Origin of the sequence: Exiguobacterium sp. UBA3968 (genome assembly GCF_002385115.1) — a bacterium.
In the GTDB taxonomy this organism is placed as follows: Bacteria; Bacillota; Bacilli; order Exiguobacteriales; family Exiguobacteriaceae; genus Exiguobacterium_A.
Window position 1 is genome coordinate 147,022 of sequence record NZ_DGCW01000007.1, and the last position, 19,641, is coordinate 166,662.

20 protein-coding genes and 1 riboswitch are annotated in these 19,641 nt (G+C 46.8%); of the genes, 9 read left to right on the forward strand and 11 right to left on the reverse strand.

Going from position 1 to position 19,641, the window contains the following annotated elements:
• Positions 1-62 precede the first annotated feature (62 nt).
• The 4 genes from B3S86_RS13485 to B3S86_RS13500 form a co-directional block, all read right to left on the reverse strand.
• Entirely contained in the window at positions 63-1,010 is a 948-nt protein-coding gene (locus B3S86_RS13485; RefSeq protein WP_035411865.1) for an ATP-grasp domain-containing protein, read from the reverse strand.
• Positions 1,007-2,065, reverse strand: a complete 1,059-nt coding sequence (locus B3S86_RS13490) for an LLM class flavin-dependent oxidoreductase (protein WP_290753656.1) — start codon at positions 2,063-2,065, stop codon at positions 1,007-1,009. The genes B3S86_RS13485 and B3S86_RS13490 overlap by 4 nt, the downstream gene beginning before the upstream one ends.
• Positions 2,066-2,139: 74 nt before the next feature.
• A riboswitch (SAM riboswitch) is annotated at positions 2,140-2,242 on the reverse strand.
• 109 nt (positions 2,243-2,351) lie between these two features.
• The gene (locus B3S86_RS13495) at positions 2,352-2,990 is read right to left on the reverse strand and encodes a DUF975 family protein (protein ID WP_035411859.1); all 639 of its coding nucleotides are present in this window, start codon (positions 2,988-2,990) and stop codon (positions 2,352-2,354) included.
• A gap of 193 nt (positions 2,991-3,183) precedes the next feature.
• Positions 3,184-3,969, reverse strand: coding sequence for a DUF817 domain-containing protein (locus B3S86_RS13500; protein WP_290753660.1), 786 nt, complete (start codon positions 3,967-3,969; stop codon positions 3,184-3,186).
• Positions 3,970-4,122: 153 nt separating this feature from the next.
• Between B3S86_RS13500 and B3S86_RS13505 the strand changes: the two genes are divergently transcribed.
• The 5 genes from B3S86_RS13505 to B3S86_RS13525 all read left to right on the forward strand — a co-directional run bounded on the left by B3S86_RS13505 (position 4,123) and on the right by B3S86_RS13525 (position 8,116).
• Positions 4,123-4,788, forward strand: coding sequence for a YczE/YyaS/YitT family protein (locus B3S86_RS13505; RefSeq protein WP_035411857.1), 666 nt, complete (start codon positions 4,123-4,125; stop codon positions 4,786-4,788).
• Between the two features lie 154 nt (positions 4,789-4,942).
• Positions 4,943-5,398, forward strand: coding sequence for a MarR family winged helix-turn-helix transcriptional regulator (locus B3S86_RS13510; protein WP_035411854.1), 456 nt, complete (start codon positions 4,943-4,945; stop codon positions 5,396-5,398).
• Between the two features lies 1 nt (position 5,399).
• Positions 5,400-6,035, forward strand: a complete 636-nt coding sequence (locus B3S86_RS13515) for a nitroreductase family protein (RefSeq protein WP_035411851.1) — start codon at positions 5,400-5,402, stop codon at positions 6,033-6,035.
• A 52-nt stretch (positions 6,036-6,087) separates the two neighbouring features.
• Positions 6,088-6,723 carry a nitroreductase family protein gene (locus tag B3S86_RS13520; RefSeq protein ID WP_023469790.1) on the forward strand — a complete coding sequence of 212 codons (636 nt, stop codon included), beginning with the start codon at positions 6,088-6,090 and terminating at the stop codon, positions 6,721-6,723.
• A gap of 76 nt (positions 6,724-6,799) precedes the next feature.
• Complete coding sequence (locus tag B3S86_RS13525; RefSeq protein ID WP_290753667.1) at positions 6,800-8,116, forward strand: NAD(FAD)-utilizing dehydrogenase; 1,317 nt, start codon at positions 6,800-6,802, stop codon at positions 8,114-8,116.
• Positions 8,117-8,137: 21 nt separating this feature from the next.
• Here B3S86_RS13525 and B3S86_RS13530 read toward each other — a convergent pair whose 3' ends face one another.
• From B3S86_RS13530 to B3S86_RS13550, 5 genes are all read right to left on the reverse strand, one after another.
• Positions 8,138-9,574, reverse strand: a complete 1,437-nt coding sequence (locus tag B3S86_RS13530) for a DEAD/DEAH box helicase (protein ID WP_035411845.1) — start codon at positions 9,572-9,574, stop codon at positions 8,138-8,140.
• A 63-nt stretch (positions 9,575-9,637) separates the two neighbouring features.
• Positions 9,638-10,711, reverse strand: a complete 1,074-nt coding sequence (rlmN, locus tag B3S86_RS13535; RefSeq protein ID WP_023469793.1) for a 23S rRNA (adenine(2503)-C(2))-methyltransferase RlmN — start codon at positions 10,709-10,711, stop codon at positions 9,638-9,640.
• 124 nt (positions 10,712-10,835) lie between these two features.
• Positions 10,836-11,639 (reverse strand): ABC transporter permease subunit, encoded by an 804-nt coding sequence (locus B3S86_RS13540; protein WP_290753846.1) that lies wholly within the window; start codon positions 11,637-11,639, stop codon positions 10,836-10,838.
• Positions 11,639-12,520 (reverse strand): ABC transporter ATP-binding protein, encoded by an 882-nt coding sequence (locus B3S86_RS13545; RefSeq protein WP_290753672.1) that lies wholly within the window; start codon positions 12,518-12,520, stop codon positions 11,639-11,641. Before B3S86_RS13545 ends, B3S86_RS13540 begins: the two co-directional genes overlap by 1 nt.
• Before the next feature lie 12 nt (positions 12,521-12,532).
• On the reverse strand, positions 12,533-13,192 hold the full coding sequence (locus B3S86_RS13550; protein ID WP_290753675.1) for a methyltransferase: 660 nt from the start codon (positions 13,190-13,192) through the stop codon (positions 12,533-12,535).
• 86 nt (positions 13,193-13,278) lie between these two features.
• On the opposite strand from B3S86_RS13550, the gene B3S86_RS13555 reads away from it, so the two are divergent.
• A complete protein-coding gene (locus B3S86_RS13555) occupies positions 13,279-13,602 on the forward strand; it encodes a heme oxygenase (protein WP_035411837.1) in 324 nt (107 codons plus the stop codon).
• Between the two features lie 122 nt (positions 13,603-13,724).
• Positions 13,725-14,462 carry a hypothetical protein gene (locus tag B3S86_RS13560; RefSeq protein WP_035411835.1) on the forward strand — a complete coding sequence of 246 codons (738 nt, stop codon included), beginning with the start codon at positions 13,725-13,727 and terminating at the stop codon, positions 14,460-14,462.
• A gap of 55 nt (positions 14,463-14,517) precedes the next feature.
• Here B3S86_RS13560 and htpG read toward each other — a convergent pair whose 3' ends face one another.
• The gene (gene htpG, locus B3S86_RS13565) at positions 14,518-16,380 is read right to left on the reverse strand and encodes a molecular chaperone HtpG (protein ID WP_035411832.1); all 1,863 of its coding nucleotides are present in this window, start codon (positions 16,378-16,380) and stop codon (positions 14,518-14,520) included.
• Positions 16,381-16,462: 82 nt separating this feature from the next.
• A complete protein-coding gene (locus B3S86_RS13570) occupies positions 16,463-17,332 on the reverse strand; it encodes a hypothetical protein (RefSeq protein ID WP_290753680.1) in 870 nt (289 codons plus the stop codon).
• A gap of 135 nt (positions 17,333-17,467) precedes the next feature.
• Between B3S86_RS13570 and B3S86_RS13575 the strand changes: the two genes are divergently transcribed.
• On the forward strand, positions 17,468-18,298 hold the full coding sequence (locus B3S86_RS13575) for an SDR family oxidoreductase (protein ID WP_056064722.1): 831 nt from the start codon (positions 17,468-17,470) through the stop codon (positions 18,296-18,298).
• A 140-nt stretch (positions 18,299-18,438) separates the two neighbouring features.
• Complete coding sequence (locus B3S86_RS13580; RefSeq protein ID WP_056064719.1) at positions 18,439-19,611, forward strand: M20 family metallopeptidase; 1,173 nt, start codon at positions 18,439-18,441, stop codon at positions 19,609-19,611.
• The last annotated feature ends 30 nt before the right edge of the window (positions 19,612-19,641 follow it).

The window sequence follows — 19,641 nt, forward strand, 5'->3', positions numbered from 1 at the left end:
TTCTATACAAATACCCTGTCATCCGGTCTTGTAACGTCCGGTGACAGGGCGGGAGCCGATTCTTATTTTACTGTGCTTGTTTCAAGAGCAGCTCCGAGGAACTTTGCCAGTTCAAGCATGCCGTAGCGTCCTGCAGCAGCTTCGGCATCGGAATTATAGTTCGTATTCGTATTGACATCATACGTATAGATCGTACCTGACGCATCCTTAATGAACTCGATACCTGCGACCGCAATCTGGTTCGCTTGGAGGAACGCTTCGTACTTTTCAATGATTGGATCATCGAAGCCTTCAACGATTTGGAACTTCATCGGTGTTTGCGGCGCTTCTTCACCAACTGGGCAAAACAAGTCGTCAATCACACACGCATCAGCTGGGCAAAGTTCGAATCCTTCCGACGTATCGACTCGGACCGCATAGACAAATTTTCCACCTACGAACTCACACCGCGTGATGTACGGTTCTGGTGCTTGGATGTACTCTTGAATCAACGTGATGCCATCGACTGGTTCGTCGAATGTCGAACCATCGAGATAAGCTTCAAGTGCTTCAATCGAATGGAATAACTGGACGCCGAGACCTTTCCCGGCACGGTTATGTTTCGTGATGAATGACGAAACACCGATTTCTTTTGCTGCTTGTACGATTTGATCACGTCCGACAGCAGCCGTTGTCTTTGGTACACGAATCCCAGCCTTACGTAACGCTGTGTATTGATTAACTTTGCTGACTTCAAGACGGAGCGCACGCGTTCCGTTAAAGACAGTGCGGTCATGCTCTTCTAACCAAGCGAGGACCCCTTCCGTCAACTCTGGCGCATAACGATGCCCCCGCGTATGCGAAGACGCACTCATACGACTGTAAAAGACACCTTCTGGCGGCAGTTCATCTAACGGTACGATTCCTTCATTTAAGTGCCACTGCTCGTACGGCAACTTGAGTTCTTCGAGACGTTTGATGAGATGATCCGTCCATTCTTGGTTTTCGTGGAGAATATGAATTTTTGTCATGATTGTTGACCTACCTTTCGTTTCGCTTCGACCAGTGGCATTACGTCACGGGCAAAGCGTTCCATTTCTTCAAGTTGTGGTGAGAATTGTAACAAGAGCAACGTGACACCAGCGGCTTCGAACGCTAGAATCCGTTCGGCAATCTGTTCTGGTGTTCCGATCAAGTTCGGTCGCAGACCACGGTTCGAGACGGAATAATCATTTCGTTCGACCTGTTGTTCGAGTTGCGATTTACTGATGAAATCTTGATAACCGGCATAACCGGCGCTGTCTTCCTTGACGTCCGTGATGCGTTGCCACTCAAGAAGCGCTTCTTCTTCCGTATACCGACAAATGATGTAGGCAGCAAGACCGAAGCTCTCAAGCGGTGCGTGTCCCGTCGCTTCCCGGCGTACTTTCATATCATTGATTTTATGAGCTACTTCTTCAACAGTGCCTCCATGCATGACGTAGGCATCACAATGTTCGACGATCGTCCGTTTTCCGGCTTCACTCTCTCCACCAGCGTAGAGCTTAATCCCCGGACGCTGGACGGGTTTCGGATGGAGTTCTGCCTGTTCGATCGTGTAGTGATTGCCGGAGAAGCTGTACGGTGACGCATCTGCCCATAGTCCTTTCATGACCGTGACGAACTCTTCCGTTCGGGCATAGCGTTCATCGTGTGCAGTAAAAATACCGTTGTATTGTTTTGCTTCTTCTGCCCACCAGGCCGAGACGACATTGAGCGTAAATCGTCCTCCACTCAACTGATCGATGTTTGCCGCCATCTTCGCCGTCGTCGCCGGATTATGGAACCCGGGACGAACCGCTGTCATGATTTCAAGGCGTTCTGTTGTTGCAGCAATCGCCGCTGCCGTTGTCCATGCCTCAAGACTCGGTTCCTTGATGCCTTTGATATCGTTCAAGTTCAATTCCGCAATCAACGTCGTCGAGAAGCCGATCCGTTCAGCTGTTTGTGCGACTTGTTTCGCATAATCGAATGTCGCTGGCATCTGTTCATCCTCGACGTTACGTAGCCATCCCCCAAAAATCGGTAACCAAAAACCATACTCCACTCCATCGTCCCCCTTATCATAAAAAAACGCTCTTTTCGAAGTTCGAAAAGAGCGACGGTATCTTGTCCTGTCCGCTCTTATCTTCAGAAGGTATTCCTTCCTGGAAGTAGCACCTTCCGCCATAGCGGGGTTGCTGAAGTGTCTTCGGGCCAGTCCCTCGACTTCTCTAGATAAGATGTGTTGCATTCATCGTACAGAATTCATTGAACTAAAGCAACCATTAAACCGTCTTTTCCTATCGGATTTATTCCAAAGAAAAATCCCGACGTAGTGTCGGGATTCGGAATTAGTATGGTGCGACGAAATCTGATGTCTGCTCTGGCGCCTGCTCCCCACGAATACGATCGTAGAATTTGGCAAGCGTGACACTGAAGTATGGTCCGACCCATAGGACAGCAAGACCAAGCGTAACGATAACAAGCAACGCCCAACCGATAAACGATAAGAAGAGCAAGAATGCTTCCATCTTGTGTCCATCCATGAGTTGCCGTGAGCGTGTAATTGCCTCGAGAATACCGATTGACGGCTCATCCCGAAGGATGTAGTACGTCAACAAGTAAGAGAATGACTTGATGATACCAGGGATGATTAAGAGTAACGTCCAGAGCGCGATAAAGATGAACTGAACAATGGCCAGCCCCACCACTTTCAGGAACATACCATATGGCTCAAACAAATCCGTCACTTTCGTTTCTTCGCCACGAGCAATCGACATGGCAATCCATGTCCAACCGACTCCTACTGGAATCAATAAAATCGACACCAATGATACAACGAGATCTATACTACTAGACGGCTCATCGATATCCGATCCAAATAAATTAGGAACACCCTGAATAATACTAAACAGCAGAAAAGCTAGGACTGCAAATCCCCAACGACCGCTGAGCGACTCCTTCGCTGCTTTCTTTAATTGAGATGACATGAGTAAGGTCCTCCTTGAAAAATAAGTTCTCACCTTACTCTACGGCTTAAAACTTCTAATGTTTCACTCTTTTTTCAATAATTTCCCGTCTCGTCACTGGTTGAGCCAAACACGCTCAAGTTGTCGTCCACATGTTAGAACGAACGTTGAACATCGAAGCGCTTCATCGCAAACGAAATGTCATGTTTTTCGTCTATGTACGCTGATATATCTCCACAGCCGGATCCTGTTGCTTGTATTTCGCGACGATGACGATCAGGACCGTGATGATCACAAGCAGGAACCAAGAAGACAACTTTCCGAGATCAACGACTTCCCATCCTCTTTCCTGATGTGGATAGACCCACCCTTTAAAGAACGTCACGATATTCTCAGCGATCCAAATAAAGAACGCGATCAGTAAAAAAGACAGGACGAGCGGCATGCGGTAGATCGTCTGCTCGATCGTAAAATGAACCCATGACTTATAGAAGACAAGGACGACGAGGACCATCAATAGCCAGCGTGCATCGAAGATCCAGTGGTGGGTGAAGAAGTTGAGATAGACGAGACTGCCTACGCTGATCGCAAGCCAAGGTGGTGGAAATGCTGTGAAGCGTAAATGAAATCTTCGGAACGCTTGACAGACATAACTTGCGACACTTGCATACATGAATCCTGCATACAAAGGAACACCAGCCACTTTCGTTAGAGCCTGTTCCGGATAACTCCAAGACCCAACGTTCACTTTGAACAGTTCAAGTGCTAGACCAATCACGTGAAAGAGTAAGATCAGTTTGAACTCTTCCAGCGTTTCATAACGCGTGACAAGTAAGACGATTTGGACGAGAAGACACCATAGCAACAGGAGATCGTATCGAGCGATCGGTTCAGCAGGAAGATAACGTGAAAGAGCAAGCGCTGCGAAAATCATGACGGGAAAGACGCAACAGATGGCTTCTATGTATGTAAAACGAATCAGGTGCCGGATCGCTTTCATCCTGTCATCTCCTTTTTTCTTCAGTATACGTTTCTCTTTCGACCTTCCCCTCCTTCTTAAGATGGAAAAAACGGAAAATTTCGTCTTTCTTCTTCTACTTTCCTCATGATACAGTTAACGAATCAATTATTTTTAAGAAATGAGGTGTTAGACATGACGCGTCATCGTGCTTCCTGGTTATTACGCGCTACGTTAAAGTGGGGACTCTTCCTACTCGGTTTATTTTTACTCGCTCTCGGCTCATCGATGATGATCACTGCTGAACTCGGTGTCTCGACGTGGGATGTATTGCATCTCGGTCTCCAAAAGAAAACACCACTGTCCGTCGGAACGATTATTTTGCTCGTTGGTCTATTACTCGTGTTCGTTAAGTACACATTAGACCGCGTCACACCACAAATTGGAACACTCGTCAACGCGATTTTCGTCGGTGTCTTCATGAATCTTGTCCTTAATTCTCATCTCTTACCCTCTTTTGAGTCGATTTGGTTGAATACGATCTGGTTGATTTTCGGCATCTTCATCATCGGCATGGGGGCAGGTCTTTATGTTGCTGTCGGATATGGAGCCGGTCCACGCGATGGGTTGACGCTGACACTTGCAGAGCGATTTGGAACGTCGATTCGTCTGATGCGGACGATCATGGAGGTCACGGCATGCGGCATTGGCTGGTTGCTCGGTGGTCCTGTTTTCTTCGGTACAATCCTCTCGATTTTCTTAATCGGACCATTCCTACAATTTTGGTTATTCTATTTCCGTCGGATCATTGCAGCGATCGATGCAAAAGGAATTCCAGCGTCTAAACGCCAAATTAGCTAAGTCGCCTGACTCGATATCATTCCGCGTGAATGATATCTCTTTTTATGTTAAAAGCAAATAAGTTGCGTCATCAAATTAAACACGTTATATTCGTTTACATATCAATCTTTGATACGTCAAAGGTTTCTTCGAACGAAGGGAAGGATGTGATGGATTGAGTATCTCCTGCACTGAAAAAGGACGGTTGATCTATGCACTCGTTTCTGTCAATAAGACGATTGCTCAAAAATTCGATCTCTGTACGGATGGTTTTAGTCAGACTCGAATGGATCTACTCGCTCAACTACAAGTCGATCAAACGATTAGCCAAAAAGAGTTACAAAAACGCGTCAATGTGGATCATGCGGCAGTGACCCGTCATCTCAAGCACCTGGAATCGACCGGGATGATTGCTCGCGAGCGTTCAGCTGCTGACAATCGGGTGATTCTTGTTTCTTTAACGGAACAAGGGGCGACGCGCATCGCTCAATTACGCGAACAAAAAGATGAGTTTCTCGAGGATCTACTCGAAGGATTCTCTGCTGAAGAACAACGGACGTTAGCTGAGATGATTCAGCGCATCGAAGCAAACGCTGACGCATTACCTAAACTAAAAGAGGAGTCGATTTAATATGGCAACGCAAACTCAAACAGACTTCATGGAAATCGTTAAAGGACGTCGCTCGATTCGTAACTACGACACGAACGTAAAAATTTCAAAAGAAGAAATGACACAAATCCTTGAAGAAGCAACACTTGCACCTTCTTCCGTCAACATGCAACCATGGCGTTTCCTCGTCATCGATAGCGAAGAAGGAAAAGCAACACTTGCACCACTCGCGAAATTCAACCAAGTCCAAGTCGAGACATCTTCTGCTGTCATCGCTGTCTTCGGTGACATGAACGCAGTCGATCAACTCGAAAACATCTACGACACAGCTGTTGCGAAAGGGCTCATGCCACAAGAAGTACGCGATCGCCAAGTACCTGCGATCCAAGGCATGTACAGCAGTATCTCAGCAAACGATTTGAAAGATAGCATCTTGATCGACTCAGGTCTCGTTTCGATGCAATTGATGCTCGTCGCTCGTGCGCACGGATATGATACGAACCCAATCGGTGGTTACGAGAAAGATCAAATCGCAGAAGCATTCGGTCTTGAAAAAGAGCGTTACCTCCCAGTCATGTTGCTTTCAATCGGTAAAGCAGTAGATGCAGGATACCCATCGGTTCGCCTACCGATCAACGACATCGCAGACTGGAAATAAGTTTTTCACACCACAAAAAAGAAAAAACATACACAAGGGAGATTGAATAATTATGACTACTCAAACAACAACGGACTTCATGGAAATCGTTAAAGGACGTCGCTCGATTCGTAACTACGACACGAACGTAAAAATTTCAAAAGAAGAAATGACACAAATCCTTGAAGAAGCAACACTCGCACCTTCTTCTGTCAACATGCAACCATGGCGTTTCCTCGTCATCGATAGCGAAGAAGGAAAAGCAACACTTGCACCACTCGCGAAATTCAACCAAGTCCAAGTCGAGACATCTTCTGCTGTCATCGCTGTCTTCGGTGACATGAACGCGGTCGATAGCATCGAGACAATCTACGATATGGCTGTTGAAAAAGGTCTCATGCCACAAGAAGTACGCGATCGCCAAGTACCAGCCATCAAAGGTTTCTACCGTCCAGAAGACGTTGAAACATTACGTGACAGCATCTTGATCGACTCAGGTCTCGTTTCGATGCAATTGATGCTCGTCGCTCGTGCGCACGGTTACGACACAAACCCAATCGGCGGTTACGAAAAAGATCAAATCGCGGAAGCATTCGGTCTTGAAAAAGAGCGTTATCTCCCAGTCATGTTGCTTTCAATCGGTAAAGCAGTAGATGCAGGATACCCATCGGTTCGTCTACCAATCGCTGACATCGCAGAATGGAAATAAGCGATCTCACTCAGTCCGGATTCCTTTTATAGGAATCCGGCTTTTTTGTATACTCAGAGAAAAGGAGGCGTCTGTAATGTATGATGTGACGATTATCGGAGCCGGTGTAGCGGGAATCTTCCTTGCTCATCAGCTCGTTGAAGATGGGCAATGCGTCTTACTGCTCGATGCCGGAAAACCAATCCGCAAGCGAACAGTAGAAGATGCGTATCTTGGATTTGCAGGGCTTGGAAAATCAGAAGGAAAATTCAATTATGCGATGGGATTCGGCGGAGAGCTCGTCTCAAAAATCGGTAAAGAGACGACACGACGACTGTTCCAAGAAGTCGATAATCTTTTATGTACATACGGTGCCGATATGATCGAGACCTACTCGACGCATTCACCTGCTGTCGCAATTCGCGCCCGTCGTGCTGGTCTCCATACGGTCGAGACGACCGTCCGTCATTTAGGTACAGCACGGACAGTTGGCGTCTTCACGGCGTTTGAGGATGCTTTATTGCCACGACTCGATGCTCGTTTCGAAACGACGATCGAACAGATCACGAAGTCGGAGGCGTTTACGATTAAAACAGCGGACGAAACCTTCGTAAGTCGACGGATCGTGTTCGCGACAGGTCGTTCCGGTGCAGACTTTACGTTGCAACAGTTAGCGACGCTTGGTGTCATCCCACAGCGGACCCGACTTGATCTCGGAGTGCGGGTCGAGACGGATGAGGCACTATTTCGAACATTACTACAGGAGACGTTCGAGACAAAGCTCGGTTACGACTCACCTTATGGTAAAGCCGTCACCTATTGCATGAATCCATGCGGACGGATCATCCGCAAATATCAAGAAGGACTCGTCATGCCGGACGGTCAAAACGTCCATGAGACGGCAGATGGATCAACGAATTTGAACTTTACACTATTTCTCCCGCGTTATTTTTCGACGTTAGCACAAGCCAATGCATACGCCACACGCGTTATCGGAGGAATCAATCAAGGACAGGATCGCATCGTTGTCCAGCGCCTCAGTGACTTTCGAAAATCGCGAGCGACAACAACGGATCAATTGCTTCATAACGGAATCATCCCTTCGCTAGCTGCTTCCCCTGGAGATTTACACGCGGAAGTACCTGTGGAAGACCTCCTCGTCTTGGAAGGTTTTTTAAAACGCCTCGAGCGACTCCTTGAGACGGAACTTCCAGCAGATACGTTACTTTATGGACTAGATGGTAAGTTTTACGCACCGATGCTTGAGACGTCAGAAACATTTGAGACGACATGCTCCGGTGTCTATGCGATCGGTGATTGCTCTGGTGCAACGCACTCTCTTGCCCAAGCAGCCGCTAGCGGACTTCATCTCGGACATGCTTTGACGCAAACAAGCCGGTCCCTCTTCGCCTAAGCGGAGATGGACCGGCTTGTTTTACTTCTTGAATGCTTCATATACCTTCAATTGTTTCCCTTTGACTTTCGTCGTCTTCATCGCTCGTAAGACAAGCGGACCTTTGCCGTTCAGGATATCGACATACGTCAACGTATCCTGAATCGAGATGATCCCGATATCGTCTGCTGTGACGCCTTCAATCTTCGCGATCGTTCCAACGAAGTCGACGGCACGAAGTTTCTTTTTCTTTCCGCCGTTAAAGAACAACTTCATGATGTCGGCATCGAGCTGTTCCGTTTTCGACGAACGCGTATCTGCCGTCGCCATTTTCTCTTCGAACGCATCCGCTGTCCGCATCAAGTCCTTTTCCGTCGGTGCTTGGCGGCGTGTCAGCTTCCCGTGATATTGCTCGATTTCCTTCAGGCGACGTTCGTCTGCTGGTGTGACGAGACTAATTGCTTGTCCAGTTGCTCCTGCACGACCCGTCCGACCGGTCCGGTGAACGTAGCTTTCTCGTTCGACAGGGAGATCATACTGGATGACATGCGTGATGTTCTCAATATCGATACCGCGTGCTGCGACGTCTGTTGCAACGAGAATCCGGAATTTACCGGCACGGAACGCCTTCATCGCATCGAGTCGATCGTCTTGTTCCATTCCTCCGTGAATCGCTTCAACCGGATAGTCATGTGCACGGAGACCATTCGCAACGAAATCGACATGTTCTTTCGTCCGACAGAAAATCATACAGCGATCCGGGTTTTCAGCGACGAGGACATCTTTTAGAATCGCGAATTTCGTCTTATCCGTCACCGGAATATAACTATGCGTAATCGTTGAGACGACGGTTTCACCCGCTTCGATTCGTTTCGGTGCATCCATGTAACGATTGCTCAACTGTGCGATATCTTCCGGGAAGGTCGCAGAGAATAAGAGTGTCATCCGATCTTTTGGTAACTCGGACAAGATGGCGTCGACTTGATCGAGGAAGCCCATATTCAGCATTTCATCGGCTTCATCCAAGACGACGTAACGGATTTTCTCAAGCGATAGCGTGCCCCGCTCGATATGATCGCGTACACGTCCCGGTGTACCGACGACGACGTGTGTCTTTTGTTTGAGTTCCGTGACTTGTCCACGGAACGGTTGCTTGCCGAAGACGGCCGTCGCTTTGATCCGCTTATAGCGTCCGATGTTCATGATGTCTTCTTTGACCTGCAAAGCAAGCTCACGTGTTGGCGTCAAGACTAAGACTTGTGGTTTGTTTTCTTCCCACTCGACGAGTTCACAAAGGGGGATTGCGAAGGAAGCCGTCTTCCCACTTCCTGTGCGTGATTTGACGATGACGTCTTTTCCAGATAATACGACGGGAATGACCGATTGCTGGACTTCGGTTGGTGCCGTGTAGCCGAGTTGCTCGATCGAGTCGAGAATCGGTGTGCTTAAGTTAAAATCATTGAATCGTATACGTGTCATAGGATGTCCTCATTTCTTATCGTAAAAAAAGCTTCCCACCGAAACGATGAGAAGCCCAACGAATTATTTGGATGCTACTTTATCTTTTTTGATTTGCTTACTACGTAATTGACCACACGCAGCATCGATATCTGTTCCGTGCTCAAGACGAACACCACAGTTCAAGCCGTTCTTCTTCAACGTATCGTAGAACGTCGTGATATCTTCAGACGTACTGCGTTGATATTGACCGTGCTCATCGACTGGGTTGTACGGAATCAAGTTGACATACGTCAGGTGACGTTTGTCTTCAAACAATTTCGCGAGTTCGACCGCGTGTTCTTTTTGGTCGTTGACGCCACGAAGCAAGATATACTCGATCGTGATTTTACGGTTCGTTGTTTGAACGTAATAATCGATTGCTGGCATCAATTTCTCAAGCGGAATCGCCCGGTTGATTTTCATGATTTGCGTACGCAATTCATTGTTTGGTGCGTGAAGCGAGATAGCTAAGTTGACTTGGAGTTTTAAGTCAGCGAACTTGTAGATCTTGTCTGCCAAACCACTTGTTGAAACCGTGATGTGACGCGCACCGATTGCAAGACCATTGTGGTCCTTGATGACGTTCAAGAAGTCGACCATGTTGTCGAAGTTATCGAACGGTTCACCGATACCCATGACGACGACGTGGCTGACACGTTCTTCGTTTCCGACTGCATCGAGGTGATGTTGAACGTTCATGATCTGCTCAACGATTTCGCCTGCTGACAAGTCGCGGCTCTTCTTGATGAGACCACTTGCACAGAAGCTACAGCCGATGTTACAGCCAACCTGTGTCGTAACACAGACAGAAAGACCGTATTTATGACGCATCAAAACCGTTTCGATCAAGTTGCCATCATATAATTTGAAGAGGAACTTGATTGTTCCGTCTGCTGATTCTTGCTTGACCGCTTCTGTCATCGAGTCAATCGTAAAACTCTGATCTAACAACTCAAGGCAATCCTTGTTGACATTCGTCATTTCCGCGAAAGTCGTGACACGTTTACGGTAGAGCCAATCCCATACTTGTTTGGCACGGAATGGTTTGTGCCCTTGATTCGATAACCATTCTGTCATCTGCTCAAGCGTTAATCCATAAATGGATGGTTTATTCATTTCAAAAGACCTCATTTCTTTTTCCAGAACTACAACATTCCTTTATCTTAGTAAAAATCAGCGCGTGACGCAACGTTCAAATCCTAAATGTTCAGTTTCTGTAAATTTTTTTCGTCGCTTTCGATCAAATCGACAGACTTCGACGCCCGAATTGAACGAATGCTCCAGTCAAGAAAATGAGAAATAGGACGAATAGGATGACCGAATGGAGCAGAAAATGATTCGTTCCTTCTAGTAATTGCGTCGTATTGAATAAGGAGAAGACGGATAGATAACGGAGCCACTCTGTCTTGTCACTCAGTTCAGACAGAATCGTCAAGACGATCGATAGGACGAGTACACTACCAGCAAGCGAAAAAGCACGTCGTTCTTCATCGAATAACGTCGCAATGAATAACGTAAATGTACCAATTGCAAAGAGTAACATTAGCGCATTGAGTTGAATTCGCCATAATACCATAGTATCGATCGTAATTCCGCTCATCCACCAATCCGCTACCATCAATACGAGACCGTTCAGCGTGACGAAAAGAAGACTAGCGAGTCCGATGACGCTTGCAACTGCTAACGTATAGTCATTTCGTGTGATCGGTGCCGCTAGGTAGACGATCAATTCTCCATTGTCGATTGGTCGCGCGACGAGTCGTGCTGCTAGCGAGAGTAAAAATAGACTCGCGATGACTTGGAAGATCAATCCGTAATAATTCCCACCGAGCAGATCAAGCACATTATTGAATCCTGTCACCTTATCGTATTGAAAGGCTTTCAAGACTTCCGGAGGTAACGCTTCTAGCTTTGCTTCTAGTAAACCTGTCTTCATCATCGATGGATAAAGCAACGCAAGCATCAACAAATAAAGACTCGTTCCAATCGAATAAGCAAGAACAGGCTTTCTGACTTGCTTGAATAAAGAGCGGATTAGCAACATCACGATGGTTCCTCCTCGCCGTAATAATGCAAAAAGACCTGTTCTAGATCATCCGCCGATTGTCGGATCAATCGCACATCATACTGCGTTAAAAAAGCAATCACCTGATTTAAGGTCAACGTCTCATCCGTTTGAAAACTGACTTCTGTCCGCTTCGGTTCAACGCCGACTTGCATCGCGAATTGCGCCGCCTCCGTGTCGCTTTGAAAAACGATCGTGTACACCTTTCGACTCGATCGAATCAACGCATGAATATCGGATTCGACGATGATGCGGCCCGCTTTGATTAAAGCGGCTCGATCACACGACTTTTCCATCTCTGGAAAGTGATGCGAACTCATCAAGATCGCTTTTCCCGCTTGTTTCTCCTGTTCAATCCACTCTAAAAAACGCTCTTGCATCAAGGGATCAAGTCCACTTGTCGGCTCATCGAGTAGGTAGACCGACGCATCCTTCATGAAACAACCGACAAGTGCCAGTTTTTGTTTCATTCCTTTTGACATCTTTCGAATTTTTGTCTTCGTCTCAAAGGGAAACCGTTTCAACAACAATTGCCGCCGTGCCGGATCGCTGCCGTGTAGTCGCTGCATCAAATCCAGCATGTCTGCTCCTGTCATGTCTCCAGGCAGACTAATTTCACCCGGTAAATAACCGACCAACTGTTTTACTTCTTTACTTTGATTCCAGCAATCAAAACCGCCGACGGTTGCTCTTCCATCGTCCGCAGCCAGTAGTCCCATCAAATGCCGGAGCGTCGTTGATTTTCCGGATCCATTTGGTCCGATAAAACCGAATATCATACCCGGCTCAACCGTAAAACTGACATCGAATATCCCGCGTCCCGGCGCAAATTCCTTCGTCACATGCTCCAAACGGATCATCATCCGACCTCCTCATCCCTTATTTCGCTCATCACTGTATTCATACCCGTTTTGAAGCAGTTTGTTCGGATCAAAACGATAGATGACGAATCGCTCGTCGTGATTTTTGTCATAAAGATCCCGCAATCGAATCTCATCAACTTGATCAAATACGGTATGGCGCTCTAGATATTCCCGGTATTCATCAGTTGGGTAATACAAAATGAGATCAACTGAACGCGAGGAGCGCTCGACTGAACCTAGGATGTGATCGACTATTTTCATGAAAATTTGCGAAGAGAATGGATTGAAAAAATAAAACTTGTTTGCCTCATCCGGAATGACGTACTGCTCGGCATACGCCTGTTCAAATCGTAAACCTCCGGAACGCCGCTTCCGTCGACTTTGGTAGTTCCCCATATTCCGGATCGCGTCTTCGTAAAATTGTCCGTTCATCTCGATTCCGATGACGGAGCAGTCAAAACGGTCGTGTAAGTAAAAGTTCAAGCGCCCTTTCCCACATCCGAAGTCAATGACAGTATCCTGTTTTTGAAACAAATACGTTTCGCACAGTTCGTCTAGTGCTGCATAGGGCGTTGGTTCATATCGATTGTAGTGACTGAACACACTATAAAGATGTTGCATCTCAATGGTCTCAATTCGTAGTCGTTGATCGTATTCCTGTTCATTCATCGTTTGTTCCTTCTTTCCGGCATTCTTTCCTTCATCGTACTATACTGAAGAAGTACATTATTCGTTTTTTGAAAGGGGATTTCATGATGATCGTCGTTACGAACCGTATTAAAGTCAAAAAAGGCATGGCTGCTGCCCTCGCTCCTCGTTTTACACGTCCAAGTGGACTTGATACGATGGATGGATTCATCCGCGTCGAGGTCTTGTTGACACAAAACATCGAAGAACATGATGAGATGAACGTCAACATGTACTGGGAAGATATGAAGAGTTTCCAAGCATGGCGGGAAAGTGACGATTTCAAAGCGTCCCATAGTCGACCGGCGAATAGTGAAGCGGGAGAATCGCCAATGCTCGGTAGCGAGATTCTGACGTACGAAGTCGCTTCGGTCAAAGAACGCGCGCAATAAACTAAAAAGGACTCGTCTTGAGTCCTTTTTGTGTGCCCATATCAAAATAGTGAAAGGGTGTATTTGTCTCAAATGGTATTATTTGTTATTATAGTGCCAATACAGAGAGAAGAGGACCTTTCATGAATTCGTTAACTATATTTGAACAAGTCATTCGTAGCTTACCTGACGATCGTACGTTACGACGTGATGAATTATGGACGGATGATTTTTTATTGCAACAGGAGAATAATCTAACCGTCTATTATTCTCCGATCGGTGAATATATCAATACTGAGGCTAAAGTCGTCATCGTCGGGATCACACCTGGCTTTGAACAGATGCGAATCGCCTTTGAGGAAGCGACGGATGCGCTCCATCATGGTGCTTCGCTAGAAGAGACGGCACGGCTCGTCAAATATACAGCCAGTTTTGCTGGAACGATGCGACGTAATCTCGTCCAGATGTTAGATGCACTTGAGCTTCCAGCACTGCTTGGAATCGAGACGACGGCTAGCTTATTTCATCAACATCAGGAATTATTACATCCGACGTCACTGTTAAAGCAACCCGTCTTCTATCGGGAAAAAAATTATTCGGGGCATCAACCGAAGATCAGTCGCAGTCCTTTATTGAGACATTATGCGGAGGAACACTTCGTCGCTGAAATCAATCAGCTACGAAAACCGACACTGTTGATTCCACTTGGTCGTGTCGTCGAAGCACAAGTCCGTAGTTTGATTCATGATGGACGAATCGAACAGCATCAGCTTCTTTCAGGCTTCCCTCATCCATCTGGTGCGAATGGTCATCGGAAAAAACAGTTTGAAGAGAATCAACCGTACTTAATGAAACAGCTCATTCAGCATTTTGCGGAGTAGCTCATTCTTTTTTTGAAAAATGACGCCATCCTCATACGGATAGCGTCATTTCAATTTAAACCATTAATAAACACACATCATTCGCGAATGCTACTGGATCCTCGAGTGGGAGTCCTTCGACAAGCAATGCTTGTTGATACATCAGTTTTGTATAGCGCTCAAATTTCGAACGGTCGTTTTGATAAGCTGATTCAAGAGATTTAAACACCAGGTGTGACGGGTTCAACTCGAGAATCTTGACCGCTTCTACCCCTTCATTATTCGGCATCGCTTTCAAGATTTTCTCCATCTCGATTGAGACGGCGCCGTCTGTCGCAAAGCAGACAGGATGCGATTTTAGACGCGTCGATGCTTTGACTTCCTTGACCTGTCCACTTAAGATCTCCTGCATCGCTTGGAACATTTCTACTTGTGCCTCTGTCGTCTCTGCTTCTTCTGCTTCGATTCCTAAGTCACTGCTCGTAACTGATTTGAATGTTTTCTCGTCATACGTCATCAGCATCTGAATCGCGAACTCATCGATCTCTTCCGTGAAGTACAAGATGTCATATCCTTTATCACGGACGAGCTCGGATTGCGGTAATTTATCCAAACGATTTGTGCTCTCACCAGCGGCGTAGTAGATATGCGCTTGGTCTTCCGGCATCGCTGCGACGTATTCTGCGAGCGTGATCAACTTCTTCTCCTTCGCTGAGTAGAAGAGGATCAGGTCCTGTACCTGTTCTTTATGCATGCCATAATCATTGTACATACCAAACTTCAGCTGACGTCCGAACGCTTGATAGAACGTTTCGTACTTCGCGCGATCTTCGCGCAAAAGTGCTTCGAGTTGTGTTTTAATTTTACTTTGGATATTTTTCGCGATCAGTTTCAATTGACGATCGTGTTGCAACAACTCACGCGAGATGTTAAGCGATAAGTCCTCCGAGTCGACCATTCCTTTGACGAAACTGAAGTGATCCGGCAACAAATCACTGCATTTTTCCATGATCAACACACCATTCGCGTAAAGCTCGAGTCCTTTTTCAAATTCTTTCGAATAATAATCGTACGGTGCCTGTTCCGGAATGAATAAGATCGATTGATAACGAACGGCGCCATCGACGCTGATATGAATGTGTTTTGCCGGTTTGTCAAAACCATACCGCTTCTCTTGGTAGAAATTCGCATAGTCTTCGTCTGTCAATTCTCGTTTGTTCTTCCGCCAGATCGGCACCATACTGTTGATCGTCTTGACGACCTCGACCTCTTCCGTCTCATCACTGCCTTCGATCGGCTGACGTTCGAGTTCCTTCATCTCGATCGGATAACGGATGAAATCCGAGTATTTCTTGATGATGCTGCGCAGACGATACGTCTCGAGGTATTCGTCATACGATTCTTCTTCCTCGTTCGCCTTGATGTGGAGCGTAATCTCCGTTCCGACGGTTTCTTTGTCGACTTCCTCGATCGTATAACCTTCGACACCACGCGATTCCCATTTATAAGCGACTGCACTGCCGTACGGTTTCGTAACGACAGTGACGACGTCTGCGACCATGAAGGCAGAATAGAATCCGACACCGAATTGACCGATGATATCATGACCATCTTGTGCTTCATTCTCTGCCTTGAAGGCAAGCGACCCACTCTTTGCGATCGTACCGAGATTCTCTTCTAGTTCTTCCTTCGTCATTCCGATTCCCGTATCACGAATGATGAGTTGACGCGCTTCTTTATTTGGTTCGATCGTAATTTTGTAGTGTTCCTTTTCGAACGAAATCGTCTCGTCCGTCAATGCTTTGTAGTACATCTTATCCATGGCGTCACTAGCATTCGAGATCAATTCGCGCAGGAAAATCTCCTTATGCGTATAGATGGAATGAATCATCATCTCCAGCAATCGTTTTGATTCCGCCTTAAATTGTTTCGTTTCCATGCTCATTCTGCCTCCCTTTTTTAGCACTCAATCATACAGAGTGCTAATTCATCTCCTATTATTAGGGAGTTCGAAATATCTGTCAATCACCTTTTTCACTGTATGTCGCGACTTTTTCACGGACGATTTTTCCGATTTGACGTAAGTGTTCCGCTGACCCATAGGTGCCATGGCTGACGCCTTTTTCATCCTTTCGATTACCGAGACCGATGAACTGCTCACTCGGTTTGAAGTGGAGTCCGACGACGGGGACCTGAAATCGTGACGAGAAGCCGATTTGAAAAATCGCGTCTGGATAATCCGTTGGTCGATAGGTTGTCCAATCGATATCTGGTTCGAGCTTCGCAAATCGTTCCGTGTGTTCCTTACCGAGCAGGATGATTCCTTTTATCGAAAACAGTTCAAGCAGGCGCATTAGAAATGTTTGACCGAACGGACTATCTTCCAACACGCTGCGTTCTTTGATCGCTCCCATGTAATGGTGTGTCGGAAACGGGAAAAAATCCAAGTGAATGACTGGATCAAACGTCTTTTCGTAAAACGACGCACCGAGTCCGTTCAAGAATCCTTCGAGCTTACCGCCACCAGGTCGACCGAACCAGGTCCGGTACACATTTGGTTGTTTAAAGTAACGATTGAAGCGCCGGATTGAATCTGTCAGCGTCTCCTCCTGGAGATAATCCTCCCATGACATCGACTTCGGACGAATAAAGAGCGGACCGGTCTCGTCGAATCGTAATGCGCCCGTCCGGTCTAAAAACTGCGTTCGGGATGGGTTCGTCGCGATCGTCACCCAACTGCTACGCGTCGCATCACCAAACCAAAGGACAGGTGTCGTTTGATCAATCAGTTGATCTGCGAACGTACTTTTCTCGAGCGTCATTTGATACTCGACAGCTTCCTGTAATAATTTTTTAGCAAGTTGCCATTGATCGGATGTCAGCGTTCTCATCTCCCTTTTTACAGCGATTATGCTGTTGTAGATGTACCCCTTATCTTCTATTACTAGACGCATCGATGGGTTTAATCTCCATTTCTCCGGGAATGTTTCATAAGGTGAACGATACGACTTAGGAGGGATTTAGCAATGGGTAGACTGGATCAAAAAATAGCTGTCATTACCGGCTCGGCAACAGGGATTGGACAAGCGACTGCGCTTGTATTCGCAGAACAAGGAGCAACGGTCGTTTGTGCCGATGTCTCACTTGAAAAAGCACAACAAACAGTAGAACAGATTACACAACAAGGCGGGAAAGCGGAAGCCGTCCATGTTGACGTCTCAGACGTCGAGAGTGTTGAGCAACTTGCGAAGCATGTCAAAGAGACATACGGTACGGTCGACGTCCTCTTCAACAATGCCGGAATCGATGAACAAGGCGGGAAAGTCCACGAGTATCCAATCGATCTCTTCGACCGGATCATCGCTGTCGATTTACGCGGTACATTCCTCGTCAGTAAATTCTTGATTCCACTCATGCTGGATAACGGTGGTTCGATCATCAACACGTCATCGATGTCGGGTCGCGCAGCTGACTTGAACCGGTCTGGTTATAACGCAGCGAAAGGCGGAATCGCGAACTTCACTCGCGCGATGGCAATCGATTACGCGCGTCATGGTATTCGTGTCAATTCGTTATCGCCAGGAACGATTGAAACACCACTCATCGATACACTCGTCGGTGAAAAAGAAAAAGAACAAGGCAAACAGTTCCGCGATGCGAACGCCTGGATCACACCACTCGGTCGACTCGGTAAACCACGCGAGATGGCAACGGTCGCCCTCTTCCTTGCTTCTGACGACAGCTCATATGTCACAGGTGAGGACATCACGGCGGATGGCGGCATCATGGCTTATACATGGCCGGGAGAGATGTTAATCGATTCGAAGTGGAAAGACGAAGCAGAAAAAAGTGAATGAGTAATGCGCGGTGTAACCCTTTAGTTGCACCGCTTTTCTTTTACCTCAAGACGTTCAGTACCGTAAATTATTTTCTGAATCAGTTTACCTCCCTGAAGTATTTTTATCAGGGTACACTACAGGTAAAGGGGGAAAAATTCATGCAAACAGCGATTACTTACTTACAACGGTGTCTTCAAATTCCAAGTGTCAATCCGATGGATGGAGAAGAAGCCGTCGCACGTTACGTATACGATGTATTGGTCGATCATCAGATCTCGACAGAATGGATTGAAGTTTCACCAAAACGAATTTGTCTCGTCGCGACCGTCCCTGCGAGCGAGGATGTTTCACGTCCTGCCGTCCTCGGTCTATCTGGTCATCTCGATACGGTTCCAGTTCAAGAAGACGGCTGGACGAAAGATCCATATGGTGGCGAAATCGAAGACGGCCGCATCTATGGTCGTGGGGCTTCTGATATGAAATCAGGTGTCATGGCAATGGTGCAAGCACTGATTCAATATAGAGAACGTCAAGAACGACCAAACACTATCAAACTTCTGATTACATCCGATGAGGAGAATGGAATGACGGGTGCTCGTCATTTGACCGAACAAGGACACGCGGATGATTTAGACGCTTTACTGATCACAGAACCAACAAGCGGAATGATCGGTTATGCACAAAAAGGTGTCGTTGGGATCGAAGTGACATGTCGTGGGAAAAGTGCACACAGCTCTGCCCCTCAACTCGGACGTAATGCGATCGATGACGTCTATCGCGTCATCCAGGAAGTGAAGTCGGAACGCTTCTCGATTACAGCAAATCATCATCCGGCGCTTGGTCCGGTCGTCGCGTCAATCACATCCATAAAAGGAGGCGAAGGACCGAACGTCGTTCCGAGTCAGGCTTCCTTTTATATGGATATTCGGACGATTCCCGGGTTCGGTCGAGCGGACGTTCTTGCTGCCTTTACAGCTATCGAGCGTCGTCTTGTAGCAGAAGATTCCGAGTTTGATATGAACGTGACCGTCATCAAGGATATTCCTTCTTGTGAAACCGATGAACAGGCGCCTTTCTTGCAACAGGTCGCGGATACGATGGAGCAGGTTAGCGGCGTGACACCACGAAAAATCGCTATTCCAGGTGGAACGGATGGTGCGATGTTCAGCCAAGCGAAAAAGTCATTTCCAATCGCAATCGCTTCATTCCATGATTTCCGTCTCGCACACCAAGTGGATGAATCGATTCCGTTATCCGAATATGAACAAACGATTGCGTTTTGCTTCAACTTGATCAACACACCATTACATCAATCGCTCCCATCACATTAAAAAAAGAAGGAACGACATTCGATATTGTAA